The 16663-nt window shown below is 53.2% G+C and carries 16 protein-coding genes; 7 read left to right on the forward strand and 9 right to left on the reverse strand.

What is annotated here, in order from left to right; translation table 11 throughout:
- Positions 1–23 precede the first annotated feature (23 nt).
- Together J4E00_RS10645 and rffA are read right to left on the reverse strand one after the other, a co-directional pair.
- Positions 24–1448, reverse strand: coding sequence for an ArnT family glycosyltransferase (locus J4E00_RS10645; RefSeq protein WP_208175136.1), 1425 nt, complete (start codon positions 1446–1448; stop codon positions 24–26).
- Positions 1449–1587: 139 nt separating this feature from the next.
- Entirely contained in the window at positions 1588–2733 is a 1146-nt protein-coding gene (rffA, locus tag J4E00_RS10650; RefSeq protein ID WP_208175137.1) for a dTDP-4-amino-4,6-dideoxygalactose transaminase, read from the reverse strand.
- 478 nt (positions 2734–3211) lie between these two features.
- On the opposite strand from rffA, the gene J4E00_RS10655 reads away from it, so the two are divergent.
- Genes J4E00_RS10655 through J4E00_RS10675 form a run of 5 tightly spaced genes read left to right on the forward strand, consistent with a single transcriptional unit; the run spans position 3212 to position 7319 of the window.
- Entirely contained in the window at positions 3212–4087 is an 876-nt protein-coding gene (locus tag J4E00_RS10655; RefSeq protein ID WP_208175138.1) for an NAD-dependent epimerase/dehydratase family protein, read from the forward strand.
- Positions 4066–5046 (forward strand): hypothetical protein, encoded by a 981-nt coding sequence (locus J4E00_RS10660; protein ID WP_208175139.1) that lies wholly within the window; start codon positions 4066–4068, stop codon positions 5044–5046. Before J4E00_RS10655 ends, J4E00_RS10660 begins: the two co-directional genes overlap by 22 nt.
- Before the next feature lie 14 nt (positions 5047–5060).
- Positions 5061–5708, forward strand: coding sequence for an HAD family hydrolase (locus J4E00_RS10665; protein ID WP_208175140.1), 648 nt, complete (start codon positions 5061–5063; stop codon positions 5706–5708).
- Positions 5705–6673, forward strand: coding sequence for a glycosyltransferase family 2 protein (locus tag J4E00_RS10670; RefSeq protein WP_208175141.1), 969 nt, complete (start codon positions 5705–5707; stop codon positions 6671–6673). Before J4E00_RS10665 ends, J4E00_RS10670 begins: the two co-directional genes overlap by 4 nt.
- Positions 6674–6686: 13 nt before the next feature.
- Positions 6687–7319 (forward strand): acetyltransferase, encoded by a 633-nt coding sequence (locus J4E00_RS10675; RefSeq protein ID WP_208175142.1) that lies wholly within the window; start codon positions 6687–6689, stop codon positions 7317–7319.
- A gap of 128 nt (positions 7320–7447) precedes the next feature.
- Here J4E00_RS10675 and J4E00_RS10680 read toward each other — a convergent pair whose 3' ends face one another.
- The 3 genes from J4E00_RS10680 to J4E00_RS10685 all read right to left on the reverse strand — a co-directional run bounded on the left by J4E00_RS10680 (position 7448) and on the right by J4E00_RS10685 (position 8941).
- Positions 7448–7693 (reverse strand): hypothetical protein, encoded by a 246-nt coding sequence (locus J4E00_RS10680; RefSeq protein ID WP_208175143.1) that lies wholly within the window; start codon positions 7691–7693, stop codon positions 7448–7450.
- 82 nt (positions 7694–7775) lie between these two features.
- Positions 7776–7901 (reverse strand): hypothetical protein, encoded by a 126-nt coding sequence (locus tag J4E00_RS29825; protein ID WP_262898399.1) that lies wholly within the window; start codon positions 7899–7901, stop codon positions 7776–7778.
- Between the two features lie 125 nt (positions 7902–8026).
- Positions 8027–8941, reverse strand: coding sequence for a M20/M25/M40 family metallo-hydrolase (locus J4E00_RS10685; protein ID WP_208175144.1), 915 nt, complete (start codon positions 8939–8941; stop codon positions 8027–8029).
- Positions 8942–9061: 120 nt separating this feature from the next.
- Here J4E00_RS10685 and J4E00_RS10690 point away from each other — a divergent pair, with 120 nt between their 5' ends.
- Both J4E00_RS10690 and J4E00_RS10695 read left to right on the forward strand, forming a co-directional pair.
- Positions 9062–10309, forward strand: coding sequence for a tol-pal system protein YbgF (locus J4E00_RS10690; RefSeq protein ID WP_208175145.1), 1248 nt, complete (start codon positions 9062–9064; stop codon positions 10307–10309).
- Positions 10310–10323: 14 nt separating this feature from the next.
- The gene (locus J4E00_RS10695) at positions 10324–11679 is read left to right on the forward strand and encodes a hypothetical protein (RefSeq protein WP_208175146.1); all 1356 of its coding nucleotides are present in this window, start codon (positions 10324–10326) and stop codon (positions 11677–11679) included.
- Here the strand turns inward: J4E00_RS10695 and J4E00_RS10700 are convergent.
- The 4 genes from J4E00_RS10700 to J4E00_RS10715 all read right to left on the reverse strand — a co-directional run bounded on the left by J4E00_RS10700 (position 11676) and on the right by J4E00_RS10715 (position 16571).
- Complete coding sequence (locus J4E00_RS10700; RefSeq protein WP_208175147.1) at positions 11676–12746, reverse strand: glycosyltransferase family 4 protein; 1071 nt, start codon at positions 12744–12746, stop codon at positions 11676–11678. The genes J4E00_RS10695 and J4E00_RS10700 overlap by 4 nt on opposite strands.
- Before the next feature lie 66 nt (positions 12747–12812).
- Positions 12813–13991 (reverse strand): glycosyltransferase family 4 protein, encoded by a 1179-nt coding sequence (locus J4E00_RS10705; protein WP_208175148.1) that lies wholly within the window; start codon positions 13989–13991, stop codon positions 12813–12815.
- Positions 13992–14029: 38 nt separating this feature from the next.
- Positions 14030–15301, reverse strand: coding sequence for a glycosyltransferase (locus J4E00_RS10710; protein ID WP_208175149.1), 1272 nt, complete (start codon positions 15299–15301; stop codon positions 14030–14032).
- Positions 15302–15425: 124 nt separating this feature from the next.
- Positions 15426–16571 carry a glycosyltransferase family 61 protein gene (locus J4E00_RS10715; protein WP_208175150.1) on the reverse strand — a complete coding sequence of 382 codons (1146 nt, stop codon included), beginning with the start codon at positions 16569–16571 and terminating at the stop codon, positions 15426–15428.
- Positions 16572–16663 lie beyond the last annotated feature (92 nt).

Genomic DNA, 16663 nt, shown 5'->3' on the forward strand with positions numbered 1-16663 from the left:
GAAACTAGTCGCGGCCAGCGGCATCAGGCCGTCTTGCCTTTAAACCTATTCAGCAGCCATACGAAGGGTGCCCCAGCTACGCTCAGTATAGCCGCATCGGCCTGAAGCAGGTAGCGCATTTCGAGCTGGCGCAAGCCAATACAAATAAAAAGGTACATAAAAACGAAAAAGAACATCACAGGCCAGCTACTTCGATTCTGACGCAATAGAAATACTCCCCACGCACATAGCAATAAAATAAGGGTCCGGTAGCCAAACAGCAGGCTCACAAGCCGGCTGCCCCCACTATTCATCAGTTGATTCTTAAAGAACGCTTTTTTCAGGTTTAGCAAGGGCACCTCTGTCCAATACCGTAGCAGGTGACGCTGCTTATACGAGCTGTTGAGTCCTGTAAAGCCACTGGCTAGCTCAGCGTTGCAATTCGTAGGCCTATCATAACGCTTCAGATAGCGCCAATTGTAGAAGCCTGTGCCACACTGCTGAGCCTGCGCAAAAAGCTGGTATGCTCGCTCCCGCTCCGCGCTGTCTTTGAAAACCCCTTGTGGAAAGGCAGGAAGAGGCGCTTTCCCAGCAATGGCATCCAAATAAGCATCGGCGTCCGGGCTCCACCCATACACCCAGGCACGGGCGGTATTCACATCGTCTGCATACCGGTCGTAGCCTGCCGTAGGGGGCTTGAGTAGCATGAAACGGTGCTGAAAGACATAATTGCGGATTGGCCAGCCCACGTAAAGCAGCAGGAAGCCCATCACGGCAATCGTGCTCAGCCGAACAAAACGCCCGCGCTCTTTAGCGTCATTGGCAGAATAAATCCAGATGAACATCGGCACTAATAGCACCCCCAGGTACTCCCGCACCAGCAGCCCGAACCCAACCAGCAGCCCGGCAATAAACACGTTGCGGGTGCTCACCGGGCGCGTGGCCAGCCACCACAGTATCAAAATGGTCACGAACGTAGCCAGGGATTCAGAGCCTGAAATCGTCAGCCACACTATCACAAAAGGATAGCAGGCGTATAAGGCTGCTGATATCCAAGCTGCGCGAATATCGCACGTCAGCGCACGGGCGGTGGCATAAATCAGGTAGATGGCCACCGTATCGAGCAGGCACTGGCTGAAAGCCACCGCTTGAAATACGTGCTGCGCTCCAAAAACGAGGTAGTGGGCACCCCAGAAGAAAGGATAGCCTGGCAGACGCCCAAAGGCAGCTTCCGCATTCAACAGATTGAAGCTATACACCCCGTGCTGCCACAGGTTCAGGAAGCTCTGCGTAAAAGAGTCGGTGTCGCCGTTGCAAAACGGGCTGTTGCTTTTGTAATAAACACCTGCCCCAACCCATAGAAACAGTAGCCTCAATGCCAGCCCGCCCATCAGGAGCAGCGGCAGCACCACTTTAGCGGGGCTGAACGGAAAACGAGGAGTAGCCGTCCTTTCAGCACTTACGGGCATGGCAGTAATTACAAATATTATTTTAATAATATTAATTGGCTTGCGTTGACCTGAAGGCTATCGGAATGGCATAGCGATGCAGCGTCATGCTTTGGGCACCAGCACCCGCTACTCTGGCAACTTACCAAAAACGCCTGATTTATAGGGCGGCCTGTTTATAGAAAGCCAAAATGGCATCCGTAATCCGGTTTTGCTGCGCGGTGCTCAACTCATAGTAAAGCGGCAGTCGAATCAGGCAATCGGTATAATGGTCTGCCCACGGCAGCACCCGGCCATCATGCTTCTCAGCATAGAAGGGGCTGGTATGGAGCGACAAATAATGAAATACCGGATTGATGTTCTGCGATTTCAGAGATTCGATTAGCGCGGTGCGCTCCGCTAAGCTACGGCACACCATGTAGAACATGTGCCCGTTATTAGTGGCAAAATTTGGCAACCGAGGCAGCTCTACCCCGTTCTCTACCAAGGGTTCCAAGGCACTGTAGTAGCGCTCCCAGATGGCAACACGCTTCGCCTGGATATCTCGCAGATTCTCCAGCTGTGCCCACAGGAAAGCCGCGATTATATCCGACGGCAGAAACGACGAGCCTTGGTCGACCCACCCGTATTTATCTACTTCACCCCGGAAAAAAGACGACCGGTTGGTCCCTTTCTCCCTGATTATTTCGGCACGCGCGGCAAACCGCTCGTCATTAATGGCCAGCATTCCTCCCTCGCCCGAAATGATGTTTTTGGTTTCGTGAAACGAGAAAGCCGCCAAATGCCCAATCGTACCTAATGCCCTTCCCTTATAATAACTGTCAATAGCCTGGGCTGCGTCTTCCACCACAAACAGCTTATGGTTATTCGCGATTTCCATTATCGGGTCCATATCGCACGCAATGCCAGCATAGTGCACGGGTACGATAGCACGGGTCCGAGCAGTAATGAGCGACTCTACTTGCGCGGGATCCATATTAGGATTTTCGGCAGTGCTATCGGCAAATACGATGTGCGCGCCACGCAGTACAAAGGCATTCGGCGTTGACACAAACGTGTAAGATGGCATAATGACCTCATCGCCCGGTTTGATATCGAGTAGCAAAGCCGCCATTTCCAGCGCATCGGTGCACGAAGTCGTCAGCAGGACTTTTTTAAACCCGAGCTGCTGCTCAAAAAACTGGTGGCACCGTTTTGTAAACATGCCATCCCCCGAAATTTTACCGGACTGCACTGCCTCTTCGATGTAACGGGTTTCGTTGCCTGAGAGGTAAGGTTTGTTGAAGGGAATAATAGAAGAATCCATAGGTTAAGAGCTGAAGCGCAAAGATAGTCGACAGTCTTTCGTCTACGCTGCTATTCATCCACGCTCTTTTGAAAGCAGCGCGTCGGGTATTTACACAAAGCACGAAGCAATCAAACCCGACCAATACCTCTTGCCATTAAAAACAATAGACCCGGCGGGAATATGTATAACGAGGTAAAAAATGGGGATGGCCAGAGGTAATGAGTCGGGAAGCCCTACTAACCTGCTGCCTCCAGCCCGCCGCTCTCAGTTCCCGCCCACTCGCACAACGCCTGCAAGCCCCCTTAGCCCCAAACGAAGCGCTTTAGATATGGGGTAGCCCATACTAAAGCGCTTCGTTTGGGGCATTATACGCATCTGCTCACGCTTACTGCCTAACTTTGTAGTTATAAAGCCGAACTGTAGATAGCGATTACCTGGTCATCATAGGCAGCGACGCAACTTGGTAGACGGCATGTTTTCATCTTAAGCGCGGGCAATGCCTGATACTTACAACGACTCGTTTCCGCAAAAATGCCTAGTCATTGGGATTAGCAGCATTTTGGCACAGGAAATCGTGCGACAATTATTGGGTGCAGGCGCGCAGGTGACGGGAGTTTACCACCGCAATACTGGCCCGGCAGTAGAGGGATTGAAGCTGGTGCCCATTGCTGCGCTTAATACGCTGGCTGATGATTTTGATTCGGTCTTTTTTATTAGTGCCTACATCCCCCGAAAGGGCGAGCAAATTGATAATCACCGCCTGTTCGATACCAACGTGGCACTTCCCGGACAGGTGTGTGCCCGTTTTCCACGGGCCAGGGTGGTGTATGCATCCAGTGTATCGGTGTACGGCCAGGCACCCAGCCCGCGCACGGAGCAGTCGGCCGTGCTTACACCCACTGCTTACGGCATCAGCAAGCTGTGGGGCGAGGACGTGGTGAAGGCCCACCCGCTGCACGCCATCGTTCGCATTTCGTCTATGTACGGACCGGGTATGCACGCGGAAACCTTCCTCCCCTTTCTCATCGATGCGGCGCTTCACACGCAGCAGCTTACACTGCTGGGAGAAGGCACCCGGCGGCAGAACTACATCTGCGTGGCCGATGCCGCCCGGGTATTTGTGCGGGCCGCTGCTATTGCAGATAATGGCGTGTTTCTCGCTGCCGACCAGCTCGGCTACACCAACCGTGAGGTAGCCGAGCTGGTGGCCCAGTATATACCGGACGTTGCCCTGACTTATACAGGCACCGACACAACTCCCTCGTTCGATTACGACGCGACCTATACCTACAAAACCCTTGGGTTACCAATGCCCCAGCTGCTGGCTACTGGCCTGAGCGAACTTATTCTATGGAAACAAAGACTGTCTTAGTAACTGGCATTGGCGGGAACGTCGGCCAGGGTATTGTGCGCAACATTCGCGCTACCGGCTTTCCCATTCGGGTAGTAGGCTGCAATATAACCCCCTTTTCGGCAGGCAATTACCTGGTCGACGCCTTTCATACCGTGCCTTATGCCTTTGATGCCGATTACACGGCACAAATTGCGGCCATCGTGGCGAAGGAAGGCATTGACCTGGTGATTCCTTCTACCGATTACGAAGTGTATTACCTAGCCCTGCACCGCGCCGGTATTGGTTGTCCCGTGGCAGCTTCCGAAGTTGAGGCAGCTGGCATCTATCTGGATAAGTTCAAAACCTTTCAACATCATCAGCGCCACGGCATTGCATTTGCCGACGCGGTACTGCCCTCACAGTATCAGGGCCAGTACGCCGAGTGTATTGCCAAGCCCAAAGCTGGCCGCGGCTCGCGTGGCCTGCACTTCAATCCGACCGATTTTACGCGTTTTTCTGACGACGAATACATGGTGCAGGAGTTGCACCGGGGTGAGGAAATTACCACCGCGTTTTATGTAACATGCGAGCGGAAGCTGCACGGCTTCATCACCCTTGGTCGTACCCTAGAGAACGGCACCACTAACTCGTGCAAGGTAGTGACCGACTACGACGAGTCTGTGCGCCAAATTTTGGAACAAATGATTGCCGCTTCGCCCATCGTTGGCGCAGCCAATCTACAGTCCATTGCCACAAAGGAGGGCCGCATAGTCCCCTTTGAAGTGAACTGCCGCATCTCGGGTACCAATTCCATTCGTTCCAATTTCGGTTTTGCCGATGTGAAATACACCGTGCAAGAATTTCTCTACGGTCAGGCCCCCGATGTGCCGCATATTCGGCCCGGCGTGGCAGTGCGGATATTGCTCGATGTCATCTACCCGGACCAGACGTCGTTTGACCAGCTTTCCGATAATTCAACCCCTCACTTCATCTTCTAGGCGCATCCATTATTATGGCAATTACCTATGTATTATTTGATGCAGCCAACACCCTCATTAACAAGCCAATGTTGTGGGAGCGAATGCAGGGTGTATTGGTAGCCGCCGGCCACCATATTCCGTCGGACCTGTTGCGCCGCAACCACAAACTTATGAGCGAGTGCTTGCATTTTCCGGACCGCACTTCACAGGAGTTTTACCAAAAGTTCAACGCCGAGCTGCTATATTCACTCGGCATCATCCCTACGGAAACCCTGCTGACGGACATTTTTCGGGCCTGCACTTATTTGCCGTGGGTAGCTTTCGCTGATACCAGCGTACTGACCGGGTTACAGCGGCCGTTAGGCATTGTGTCGAATTTCAACAACACGTTACCCCAATTGGTGGACGGTTTGTTTGGCCCTAACGTGTTCCGCGACATCGTGGTATCCGAGCTAAAAGGCGTTGCTAAGCCCCAACTGGCGTTCTACGAAGCGGCCCTAGCGGCCGCCGGTGTGCCCGCCGCCGAAATCCTGTATGTGGGCGACTCTATCAAGCTCGACATGGAACCTGCACTGGCGCTGGGGATGCAAGCCGTGCTCATTGACCGTGACGGGGCGTTTCCATGCTACCCGCACCGCATCGACTCTTTTGCGCAACTCCCTAATATGCTTGCTGAATGAGCCCTGCCCAACCCGCCGCCCTACCCCTGCTTTCGCTGGTAGTGCCGGTGTACTACGAGGAGGAATGTATTGCCCAGTTCATTGCCGAAACCGGAGCGGTGCTGGCCTCGCTACCACTGCGCCACGAATACGTATTTGTCGACGATGGCAGCACGGACCAAACTGTGGCCATCATCAAGGAACATGCGCGCACCAACCCGGCCATTCGGCTGGTCGAACTGTCGTATAACCATGGCAAGCAAGCTGCCGTTACGGCTGGCATTGCCCATGCCAAAGGCGACTACTTGCTCTACATGGACCCTGACTTGCAGGACCCGCCCACCGAAATTCCGCATTTCGTGACAGAGTTGGAAAAAGGCTACGACCTGGTGTTCGGCATCCGGCGCGAAAAGATGGATGGTCCATTGAACAAATTGATGTCCAGCGTGTTTTGGGGCACCCTGGACCGGTTTACGGGCCTAGCCATCCCCAAGGGCTTAGCTGTGATGCGTATTTTCACACGCCGTTTTGCTGACCAGTTTCTGCAATATCCCGAGCAAAATCGTTTCATTGAAGGGATTTTCATGCACATCGGCCTTAAGCGAAGCACCCTGCTGATTGAGCAGCGCGAGCGGTTTGCAGGTACCAGCAAGTTCAACTTCAGCCGCAAGATGAACCTGGCTTTTGATGCTATCTTCGACTTCTCCGAAAAGCCGCTGAAAGCTGCCGTAAAGTTTGGGGCCTTCCTGAGCATAGCCGCCAGTATCTTTTTGGTGGGTATCCTGCTGGCCAAGCTGTTCCTGATAGAATTTCAGGCCGGCTGGCCTTCCCTCATTGGGGCTATTGTGTTGGGTACTGGCATCCAGTTGTTTTTTGTGGGCATCGTAGCCATTTACATTGGGCGCATCTACCGCGAAACCAAGCGCCGCCCTCTATTCTCCGTCAAAGAGGTTACAAATGGCGTCTCCGCGCCGGTTTTGCATTAGCCTCGTGTTCTACATGAAAAAGCTAGCAATTATCGGGTCGGGTGACCTGGGACAACTCATAGCCTACCACGCCGCTGCTGACAAGCATTACCAGGTCGTCGGCTTCTTCGACGATTTCCGTGTTCCCAGCCACTTGGCCGGCGATTATCCGGTACTGGGAGGCGTGGAGGCTATTGCCTCTCAGTTCCAGGCCGGGCAGTTTGATGAGTTGATGATTGGCATCGGCTATAAGCATCTGGCCGTGCGCCGTACATTGTTTCAACGGTTTGCCGGACAGGTACCCCTGGGCCGCGTCGTGCATTCATCGGCCTCGGTCGATGCCTCGTGCCGCCTGGGCACCGGCGTGTTTGTGTTGCCCGGCTGCGTGCTCGACCGCAACGTGGTGCTGGCCGATAACGTGCTGCTGAATACAGCCTGCGTCATTGCGCACGACTCACAGGTGGGCGCACACACCTTCCTGTCGCCGCGTGTAGCAGTAGCTGGCTTTGTGCAGATTGGTGAAGGCTGCAACATCGGCATCAACACCACCCTTATCGACAATATTACTCTCGCCGATGGCATTCAGACTGGTGGCGGCACAGTGGTTATTAAATCACTTGCGCAGCCGGGCCTCTACGTGGGCAACCCAGCCCGTTTTATCAGGTAGTTTCCGCGCAACGCCGACAGGCTCAGAATAACCCAGGGGCTAGCCTGGTTTTTGTGGCATAGAATGGTAAATTAAAGCAGGAACTTATATACTTATTCGAACTATATCACTTCCGATAAAATTATTGCCTACGTAAACAGGACGGGTTTTACGCCATCAAAAGCTTTACCCAAATACAGACCGATAATACCAATAGCCAGGATTATTACTCCCGAAAAAAGCAACATGGATATGACAAGGCCCGTGTAGCTAAGTACCTGCGTTGTGCCCTCGATGGCCTGCCACACCATCCAGAAAACACCCAAGAAGGTGGTGGCCGCTATTAGCAGGTTGTATTCGATAAGCCGCTGTGGCTTATCGAATACAACTTGCATGATATCCAGCGCTAGATTAAACAGCCATCCGAGATTGTATCTGTTAGTGCCTGCGGCCCGTTCGGCGTGCACAACGTCGATGTTAGCCGTGCGAAGGCCAACCCACCTGACCATCGTCGGGGAAATTCGGTGCACTTTCGTGCAACGCACCAATGCCCGTAATAGGCATTACACTGCGAATAATCTGGGCTACAAGTTCCGGCAGCATGGTATCGGCCCGGTAGACTGGACTTACAATGGAAAAGAACGTTTTTGTTGAAATGGCCATCCGGAATTATTCTCCGCTATTATACTTGGTGATGCGCTGTGGCGCGGGCACAGGCGTATACACGTTTACATCTCTCGCATGAGCACCTGATAGAGCGCCAACATACTGGCAATATCACGCTTGTCAACCAACTCGTTGGGTGTGTGCACATGGTCTTCGGGCGCGCCCACAAAACACCAGTCCCACGGCGCAGCAGCGTGCTGTAGCTCTTTGGCATCGGAGCCCCCGCTGCCTTCCACTTCCAGTTGATGCGGAATGCCTGAAGCCGCCGCAATGGCCCGGATACGGTCTACGTAGCTGCGCCGTGGAATCAGCGAGTCACGCACGGAGATGGCGCAGCCCTGGCCAGCGTGTACGCCTTCTGTTACCCAGGTAATATCTGAAATTAGAGCTTGCCGCACGCCGTAGGTTTCGTTGATGTACTTGGCCAGATAGGCAACCGAGCCGCCGCCGTGCTCTTCCCAGCAAGAGAAAGCAATGATGCCGTGCTCCAGAGTTTCGCAGAGTCGTAGCGCATTCCACACACCAAGCCGATTGTCAAGGTAGCAGCTCTGAATGGTGGTTTCGGTTTCGCGGAAATCGCAATAGAAGGTCAACTCTGTGCCGCGGTCTATTTCGCGGTGGAACGCGTAGCCTAATTCCCCGGTTTCTTCGTCTATCGTTAGCTCACAATCTACCATTCCTTGCGAATCCTGCCCCACCAAGCGGTAGCCAGCCTCGGCCTGTGGGCCACCGATGCGCACGAGCTGCCGCCCGTAGCGCACCGTGAACCCGATGCTGTCGAGGTGGGCGAATACAGCCGTGCGCGGCTCCCCAAATACCAGCAGCAAACAGTCTTGAAATCGCTCATCGGCTATTATCTGGGGTTGATGTCGCCAACTAGCTTGGTGCTGCCGAACATAGTCGAGTACAAATTCAGTGAGGGCGGTTTCGTGGCCGGCCGGGGCCGGGATACGGCAAAGCGAGTGAAGCAGCTGCATGAGCAAAGAGAATTACGCCCAAAGCTAGACCAAAGTCCGTACTTTAGCAGGCTCGTTCCCCTTTCCGTTATATTAGCGCCGGGCCGGTCCCGGATTAGGCCTGCCTTCTATTTCTATTCTATGCTGCGTTTGCTGTTTTGTATCTGTTTGGGCCTGCTTTTGACACCATTGCTGGGCAAAGCTCAGAAGCTTGATACAATTCGCACTCCACCAGCAATGAAAACCGTAGCCCTTGACTCAGTGGGCGTCCTTCCGTCCGCTATTGATACCAAAGGCTGGCTGCTGCTTGATAAGGATATTCAGTTAGAATTGGACGGTGCTGTCCAGAATATTTACAATTTTAAGTACGATAAGGCAGAGAAGCAGTTCCGCTCATTGCGGCGACGCTATCCAAATCATCCCATGCCTTATTTTCTGCTGGGCCTGAGTACGTGGTGGAAAATCATGCCCACCAGTTTTCAGACGGAGCAGTATGATAAAACCTTTTTTGCCTACATGGACACCGCCGTGACCAAGGCTCAGAGGCTCTACGATATCGATAACAATAATTACGAAGCCAGCTTTTTCCTTTCGGCCGCTTATGGCTTCGATGCGCGGCTGCATGCCGAGCGTCATGACTGGCGCAAAGCCACCGTGGGTGCTCGCCGCTCATTGAATTTTCTTAAAAAAAGTCAGGAAGCCAATGGCCTAAGCCCAGAGTTCCAGTTCGGACAGGCGTTGTTCAATTACTACGCCGTCTGGATTCCTGACAATTACCCACTGCTAAAGCCAGTACTGCTGTTTTTTCCCAAAGGCGATAAAAAGCTAGGGCTACAACAACTCCACAGCGTGGCTACAAACGGCTTTTATACCGCTACTGAAGCCCGGGTCTTCCTTATGCGCATCCTCAAAAATGAGGAAAACAATGCTGAAGAGGCCATGCCTGTAGCCAAGTACCTCGCTACTAAGTTTCCTGATAACGGCTACTTCCAGCGCTTCTACGCCTTATTAGCCTATGACCAGGGTGAATTTTCAGACTGCGAAAGGGTTAGCCGCGAGATTCTGGACAAGATAAATAAAGGAATGCCCGGCTATGAGGGCATTAGTGGTCGCTATGCCAGCTACTTCCTGGGCTATTTGATGCAGAACCGCTACCGTGATATTGCCAAGGCCAAAGACTATTACCAACGCTGCATTGTGTTTTCCGAAAGCACTGGCGATACTTCTGGCGGCTTCTACCTGTTTTCCAACATTAACCTAGCGCGAGTAGCTGCCAAGGAAAAGGACGCCGCCGCTGCCAAGCGCTATTACACAGTAGTAGCCGATAAAGCCGACCATAAGTCGGAACAATACAAGGAGGCGAAAGCGTATCTAAAAAAAGCAAAGTAACCGCAGCGGTCAGCATGGAACTCAAGGACCTTTACATTACACCCTTTTATTTGGCAATCATATACATGCTTGCTTATGGGCTCCGGTCTTCGGTCACCAACGTCTACACCAAGAAGTATTTTATCCCAGCCCTCACTGTCAAGGTTGTAGGTGCTATTGCGCTCGGCATTTTATATTACACGTTGTACGGAGGTGATACCAATAATTACTATAATCACGCTGGCATTATCTACCATGCATTTGGTGACTCTTTTGCAGCTGGTTGGGAACTAGTAACAACTGCAGGCGATGTGACGCCAGCTATCAGCAAGTATGTTACCCAAATGATGTGGTTTGGGCGTGGTAGCAACGAATACTTTGTAATTCGGGTAGCAGGCGTGTTTGCATTACTTAGCTTTTGCACCTATACTGTTATTGCGGTACTTTTTGCAACAATCACGTTTACAGGCATGTGGGCCATGTACATGACGTTTGCTAAAATACGTCCTCAAGCTTATAAAGAGCTCGCAATTGCTGTTTTTTTTCTCCCATCAGTATTTTTCTGGGGTTCAGGTCTACTCAAAGATTCACTTTGTATAGGAGCACTAGGATGGCTTTTCTATGCTTTTTACAGAGGTACTATTGAGCGTAAAAACATCTTACGCTGTGCAGTACTGGGCGCAAGCGCGATGGGTGTTATCTATGCTATGAAGATTTATATTCTGCTGGCCTTTCTCCCACCAGCTCTACTTTGGGTATTCAATGAAAGCACGCAGGATATTCGTAATACCGCTGTACGCTGGCTAGTAAAACCCCTTTTTCTGGGCCTGGGTGGCGTAGTGGCCGCGTATGCTATTGTTCAACTTTCAGCTGCTGACGCGCGATTCAACATAGATAAGATTGGGGCGCAAAGCAAGCTGACCGCTGACTATCTTCAGCAGGTCAGCAAGGCTGAACAGGGTTCAGGTTATAACATTGGAGCGCAGGATGGTACAATTGGCGGCATGGTGAAGCTAGCACCCCAAGCTATTATCGTGTCGCTGTTTCGGCCTTTTCTATGGGAAGCTCGCAACCCAACTATGGGGCTTTCTGCTCTTGAAGCAACATATTTTCTCTACCTTACCATCCGAATTTTTTGGCGTGTGGGGTTATTCAAAACGCTCAGTACCATTGGACGAGTTCCGGTATTGACCTTGTGCTTCATCTTCAGCCTGATTTTTGCCATCTCCGTGGGTGTATCCAGTGGCAACTTTGGAACGCTTGTACGTTATAAGATTCCGCTCATGCCGTTTTACCTTGCCGGCCTCTATATCTTGCAGAGCATTACCGTCGCTTCCGCACAGCCCAAAACGCGCCAAGCACTTAAGCTGCGGCAGTTGGCCAACGCTTAAACAAACAAACCTAAAAAATTGGCTGTATTGGCCCGTATCGAATAGCGTTGCTCGATGGTAGCGCGGGCGGCAAGGCCGAGGTGTTCCCGTAGGCTGGCATCTTGCAGCAGTTGGCGCAGGCTGGCCTCCCATTCGGCTGGGGTGGCACACACAAAACCGTTCTGGCCATGCTGTACTACTTCGGTATTCATGCCCACAGGCGATACCAGCGCCGGAACTCCCAATGCCATGTATTGCAGCGCCTTAAAGGCACACTTACCCTTGGCCCATGGGTCATCTTCCAACGGCATTAGGCCGACGTGGAAACCCAGCAAATCAGCAATTTCAGTGTCTTTGCGCCACGGCAGAAACACGAGTGAGCGCAGCGGCAGATTGGGTGGCTGGTTGGAGATAACGCGGAATTCAAACTCCAGTCCTTCCTCCTCCAGACGAGCCAGCACGGGCACTACCTGGTCGAGATATTTGAGGGTGGAGTGTGTGCCAGTCCAGCCAATGACGAGACGGCCTGGCGCAGCTTGGTCGCGCACCTGATTGTGCAGATGCACCGTGTCGATAGTAGTAGGATTGATTACGGCGCGGGGGTTAAACTGCCGGGCATAATCGGCCAAATAGGCATTGCCACAGCTATTTTTATAGGACCAGCGACAGATATCGGCCACCTTATGGTGCCACTTTACTCCGGCGGCAATCTTATTGGCCTCCGACGTATTGGCCAGCCAGATAGCATCGTCGAAATCGTAGATAATTTTCTTACCTAGTACTTTGGCAATCAGCCATTCAAACACCGGCGGCCCTACCGGCGCTGCTTCCCGATGTACGAATACAAAGTCATACTTCGGCACCGAAAACAATAATTTGGCCCGACGCAGGAAACCGCCCAGAATTCCCATGGCTTTGGCTGCCGCCTGACCAGGCTTGTAAAGAATGTCCCAGGTGGCCACCGAAATGAATGGTGCCAGATGGTATTGGTGGCCAGCTGCAGTCAACAAATCCAGGTACTGCTCGAAACGGAAACGCTGCGAGGGAGCCCGACCGGGCGGATAGGGCACAAGAAACAGTATACGCACAAGCGAATAAGCTTTGGAAATAAAGCACAAAGGTACACCACTTCGAAAAGGGGCTGACACAATTCATCAGGCCGGCAAGGGGCTGATGATGCGACGGTAGCACGCAGCAAGGAGCTCGTAGGTACCAGCAGGAGCAAATTTTGTTCGCACAAACTGCCGGCTGGCTTTCGAGAACTGCTGCCGCAATGCTTCGTCGGCAGCCAGTTTAATGATGGCGGTGGCCATGGCCGGCACATCGCGGTTGGGTACCAGCAAGCCGGATTGACCATTTTCAAATAGCTCGGCAGGGCCACCGCAATCGGAGGCAATCAGGGGCACACCGTAATAGAGCGCGTCGAGGCAAGTGAGGGAAAATGATTCCGCTTCGGAAAAGTTGAGTACGACGTCGTGCGTTTTCATGGCTCCTTCAGTATTAGCCGCAAAGCCATCGAACTGAATGACATCCTGCAAACCAGCTACCCGGGCTGCAGCTTCCAGTTCCTGCCGAAACTCCTGATTTTTAACCATGCCCATGTCGCCACCCACAAAGTGTAATCGCAAGCCAGGGTTTTGAGCGTAGGCAATTTGAAATGCCGCCAAGGCTAAATCCTGCCCTTTGCCCCGAATATAGTTGCTGAGATACAGCAGCCGAAGAGTAGCCGCCGGGCTGCCGACCGTGTAAGGCGGCAGCTCTTCGCCACGCACGGGCAAGGGGTCATATACCGTTCGTACACGGACGTTGGTAGGCGCAAAGTATTTCCGCACCGCTTCCGATACGCACAGCACCTGTTGGGCGGCGTTCTCGGCCAGCCAGCGCCAGGGCTTCGCAAACATCTGCGGCAGCACTTGCGGCAGGAACCGGACGTGCGTGAGTATTGGTAGCTTGCCCAAACTCAACCAGTGCGCTACATAGCCGGTCAGGTTGTAAAAATCATTCATGTGCAGCGCTTGGGCTCTCTCCCGCCGTGCCAGCCGACGCAGCCGCCAACCATTAAGCAGCAGCATAGGCAGGTAGCGCAGCAAATCAGCTGGCCGGCGGCTGATTTCCACGAATGGCAGCTCGTGTACGCGGTAGCCGTCGGCTTCCAGCACTGCCCGGCCAGTACTGCCTGTGGGCAGCACGTAGGCAAAATCAAACTCGCTACGCAGAGGGCTAGTGGCGTGGCGCAACGCATTGAGCGCACCGGTTACTGCCCGCGAGTTATCGACCAGCAAGATTAACGGCCGGGGGGGCACGGCGGGAACAGAATGGACGGGTGAATTCATGAAAAGTCAGACTAGCGAATGCGACCAGAAGCGCTGGGTTAATGGGTTCTGGTGGGCAATAGGTCGGCAATCAGCTTTTTCCACTGCGCAAAAACATGCTCGGGTGTGAAGTCGTTGGAACGGAGGCGGGCGGCGTTGGCCAGTTGCTCGCGGGCGGGCGCATCGCGGAGCAGCTGGTCGAGGGTATCGGTCCAGCAGACGAGGTCGGCCGGGAGACTGGCGGGCTGGTTCAGCATGGGCATCAGTAGCCCGTACTCGGCCCATTCGGCTTGGCGCAATGCGGTTTTTGGGGCCGCTGTGGTGGGCGCCAGCATCTCGCGTGGGCCGGTGGGGCAGTCGGTCGACACCACGGTCGTACCGCAAATCATGGCCTCTCCCAAAGCCATGGGGTACCCCTCCCAGGCTGAAGGAAACACAAAAGCCGCCGCCGGACGGATATACTTGAACGGATTTTTCTGCATGCCTACCAAGTACACGTCGTAGTCCTGGGTTAGCAGCCCAGTGGGCTGGCTCATGGCTTGGTACACGCGGAGGCCCAATGCCTGGGCGTGGCTTATCAGTAGCTCGCGTAGCTCACCGTCGCCCACAAAAACCAATTTGGCCGGCTGCCGCTTCAACAGCGCAGCGAAGACGTCGAGCAAAGGGGCTTGGTTTTTCTGCACGGCCAGACGGCCAGAGGTTACCAGCACCGGTGCGGCATCATACACTGCCTGAATATCTGCGGCAAGCGGCTCCCGGCTCAGAGCGCGAACCTGCTCTACCTCGAATGAATTATTGATGGCCAGCAGTTTTTTCTGGGGCACGCCGAATATTTCGGCCATCTCCGGAATGATATCGCGACTCACCGTCACCACTTTATCGGCGCGCTGGTAGAGCCAGGGCATTAGCACTTTTTTACGCAGCCAGCCTACCGCGCCACTAATGTTGAGGTCGTGCACCTTTGAGCCGTGGATGAGCAGCACCACTTTCTCACGGCCCTTGCTGAGCAGGTTGATATAGTCGGCGCCTTCCAGATGGCTAATGGCTACGTCGCAGGCCAGTTCCTTTTTCAACTCGCGCAGACGCTGCACTCGCCGCCAGAAGTTTTGGGCTTTAGCGAGTGGGCTGCCGCCACCCGGCACATCCAAGCTTACCACCGGGTTACCACTGGGATAGAGGTCAGCATCATCTTTATTGAAGACAACTTCCGTTACTTGATAGTATTTGCTGAGCTCCACGCTGTGGTCGTGAAACACCCGCTGGGCTCCGCCTAGGCCACGATTGGGGATAATTAAAAGAAGCCGAGGCCGGGCATCAGGACTGGTTGTCATAAAATTATAAAGTCACAAACACGAGATAGCAGGCATTCGCCGTTTCCAGCGCGGGCATCAGCAGCTCAATGCTGCCCAAGTTTGCAGCAGCTTATTCAGTGGCTGATGAAAGGATAACAGGCAATTAAGCTGTTACCTGAGTCTTGCCGTACACTGGCATCGGGCTGTCGTTGGCTAGCATGCGAACCACAGCAGCTTCCAACTGCTGCACATCTACGGGATAATCCTTACCGTCTTTCATATCGCCGCCTACCACCACATCGTAGTAGCGCATGCCCATGGTGTAAGCCTGCCAATAATATAAGGGCATCAAGTAATTAGCTGGCATCAATTCGATAATCTGGCTGAACTTCGGGTTCATAAAGAACATCTGAATAAGACCGGCACCGTGCAGGGCCACCATATGCTCGGTTTCCTGAAAGAGTTGGGCCTGCTCATCAATGGTGAGGTGCTCGGCCAGTACCATCTCGAAGCCGTGCCGCTGGAGCATGGCCCATACTTCGTCCTCATTGGCTAGGTATCGACCATACAGCTTGCGGTCACGGTTTAGGAATACGCGGCGGTGCGGGCGGCTTTCGGGCAACTCATAGAGTTGGCGCATCTGCCGCCACGTTTCCTTACCGAAGTGCAGGGCTTGCATCTTATAAAGCTTGCCCACCCGTAGCCACTCATTGGGTTCCACAATGCGCCAGTTTAGGCTCCGAAATTGATGGCTTTTTTTATATAAGTATTGGAAGTAAGGCTGTTCATACACGTAGCGATTAACTAATAACGGCAAGTCGCGGGGCACGTCGGTCCGGTCCCACACCGTTAGTGAACTGAGCGCATCCACAAAGTGATGGTAGTAGTTGCGCGTAGCAGAGCCATCATAGAGCACAGCTTTTTCGATAGGCTTGGCAGAGCCGCGATTGAGTAAGTGTGGCAGAATGTAGGGATACTGTCGGTCGTGCTTGAATACTACTGTTTGCTCCACCAGTTCATTAAAACCGCTAGTGCCCAGCAGGCGTTCGGGCTCAATCAATACATCATCGATGCCAATAACATACTCTGTTTGCGTATTCCATTTGGCACTGTCTTCGGCAATGAAAGTGCTGAAAACCGGGTCTTCAAATTCCGTAGGCAGGTTATCGAACACGTTTTCCTGCCGCATGAGCAATTGTTCATGCGCAGAATCATCGCTGCGAATCTGCCAGAATCGGGCGGCAATCTTGCGGCCCAGACCTGTACGCCATAAAACGAAGCGGGTAAAACGAGTTAAAATACTTTGCATCTAACTAATTGGAATGATAGAGACCTGTCTAGCGGAAAGGAAACGGATATACTTGTGAATCGAAGGACAAAGGTATTATATGCTAGGGAGCC

It is taken from the genome of Hymenobacter negativus (assembly GCF_017571495.1).
GTDB classification, from domain to species: Bacteria; Bacteroidota; Bacteroidia; order Cytophagales; family Hymenobacteraceae; genus Hymenobacter; species Hymenobacter negativus.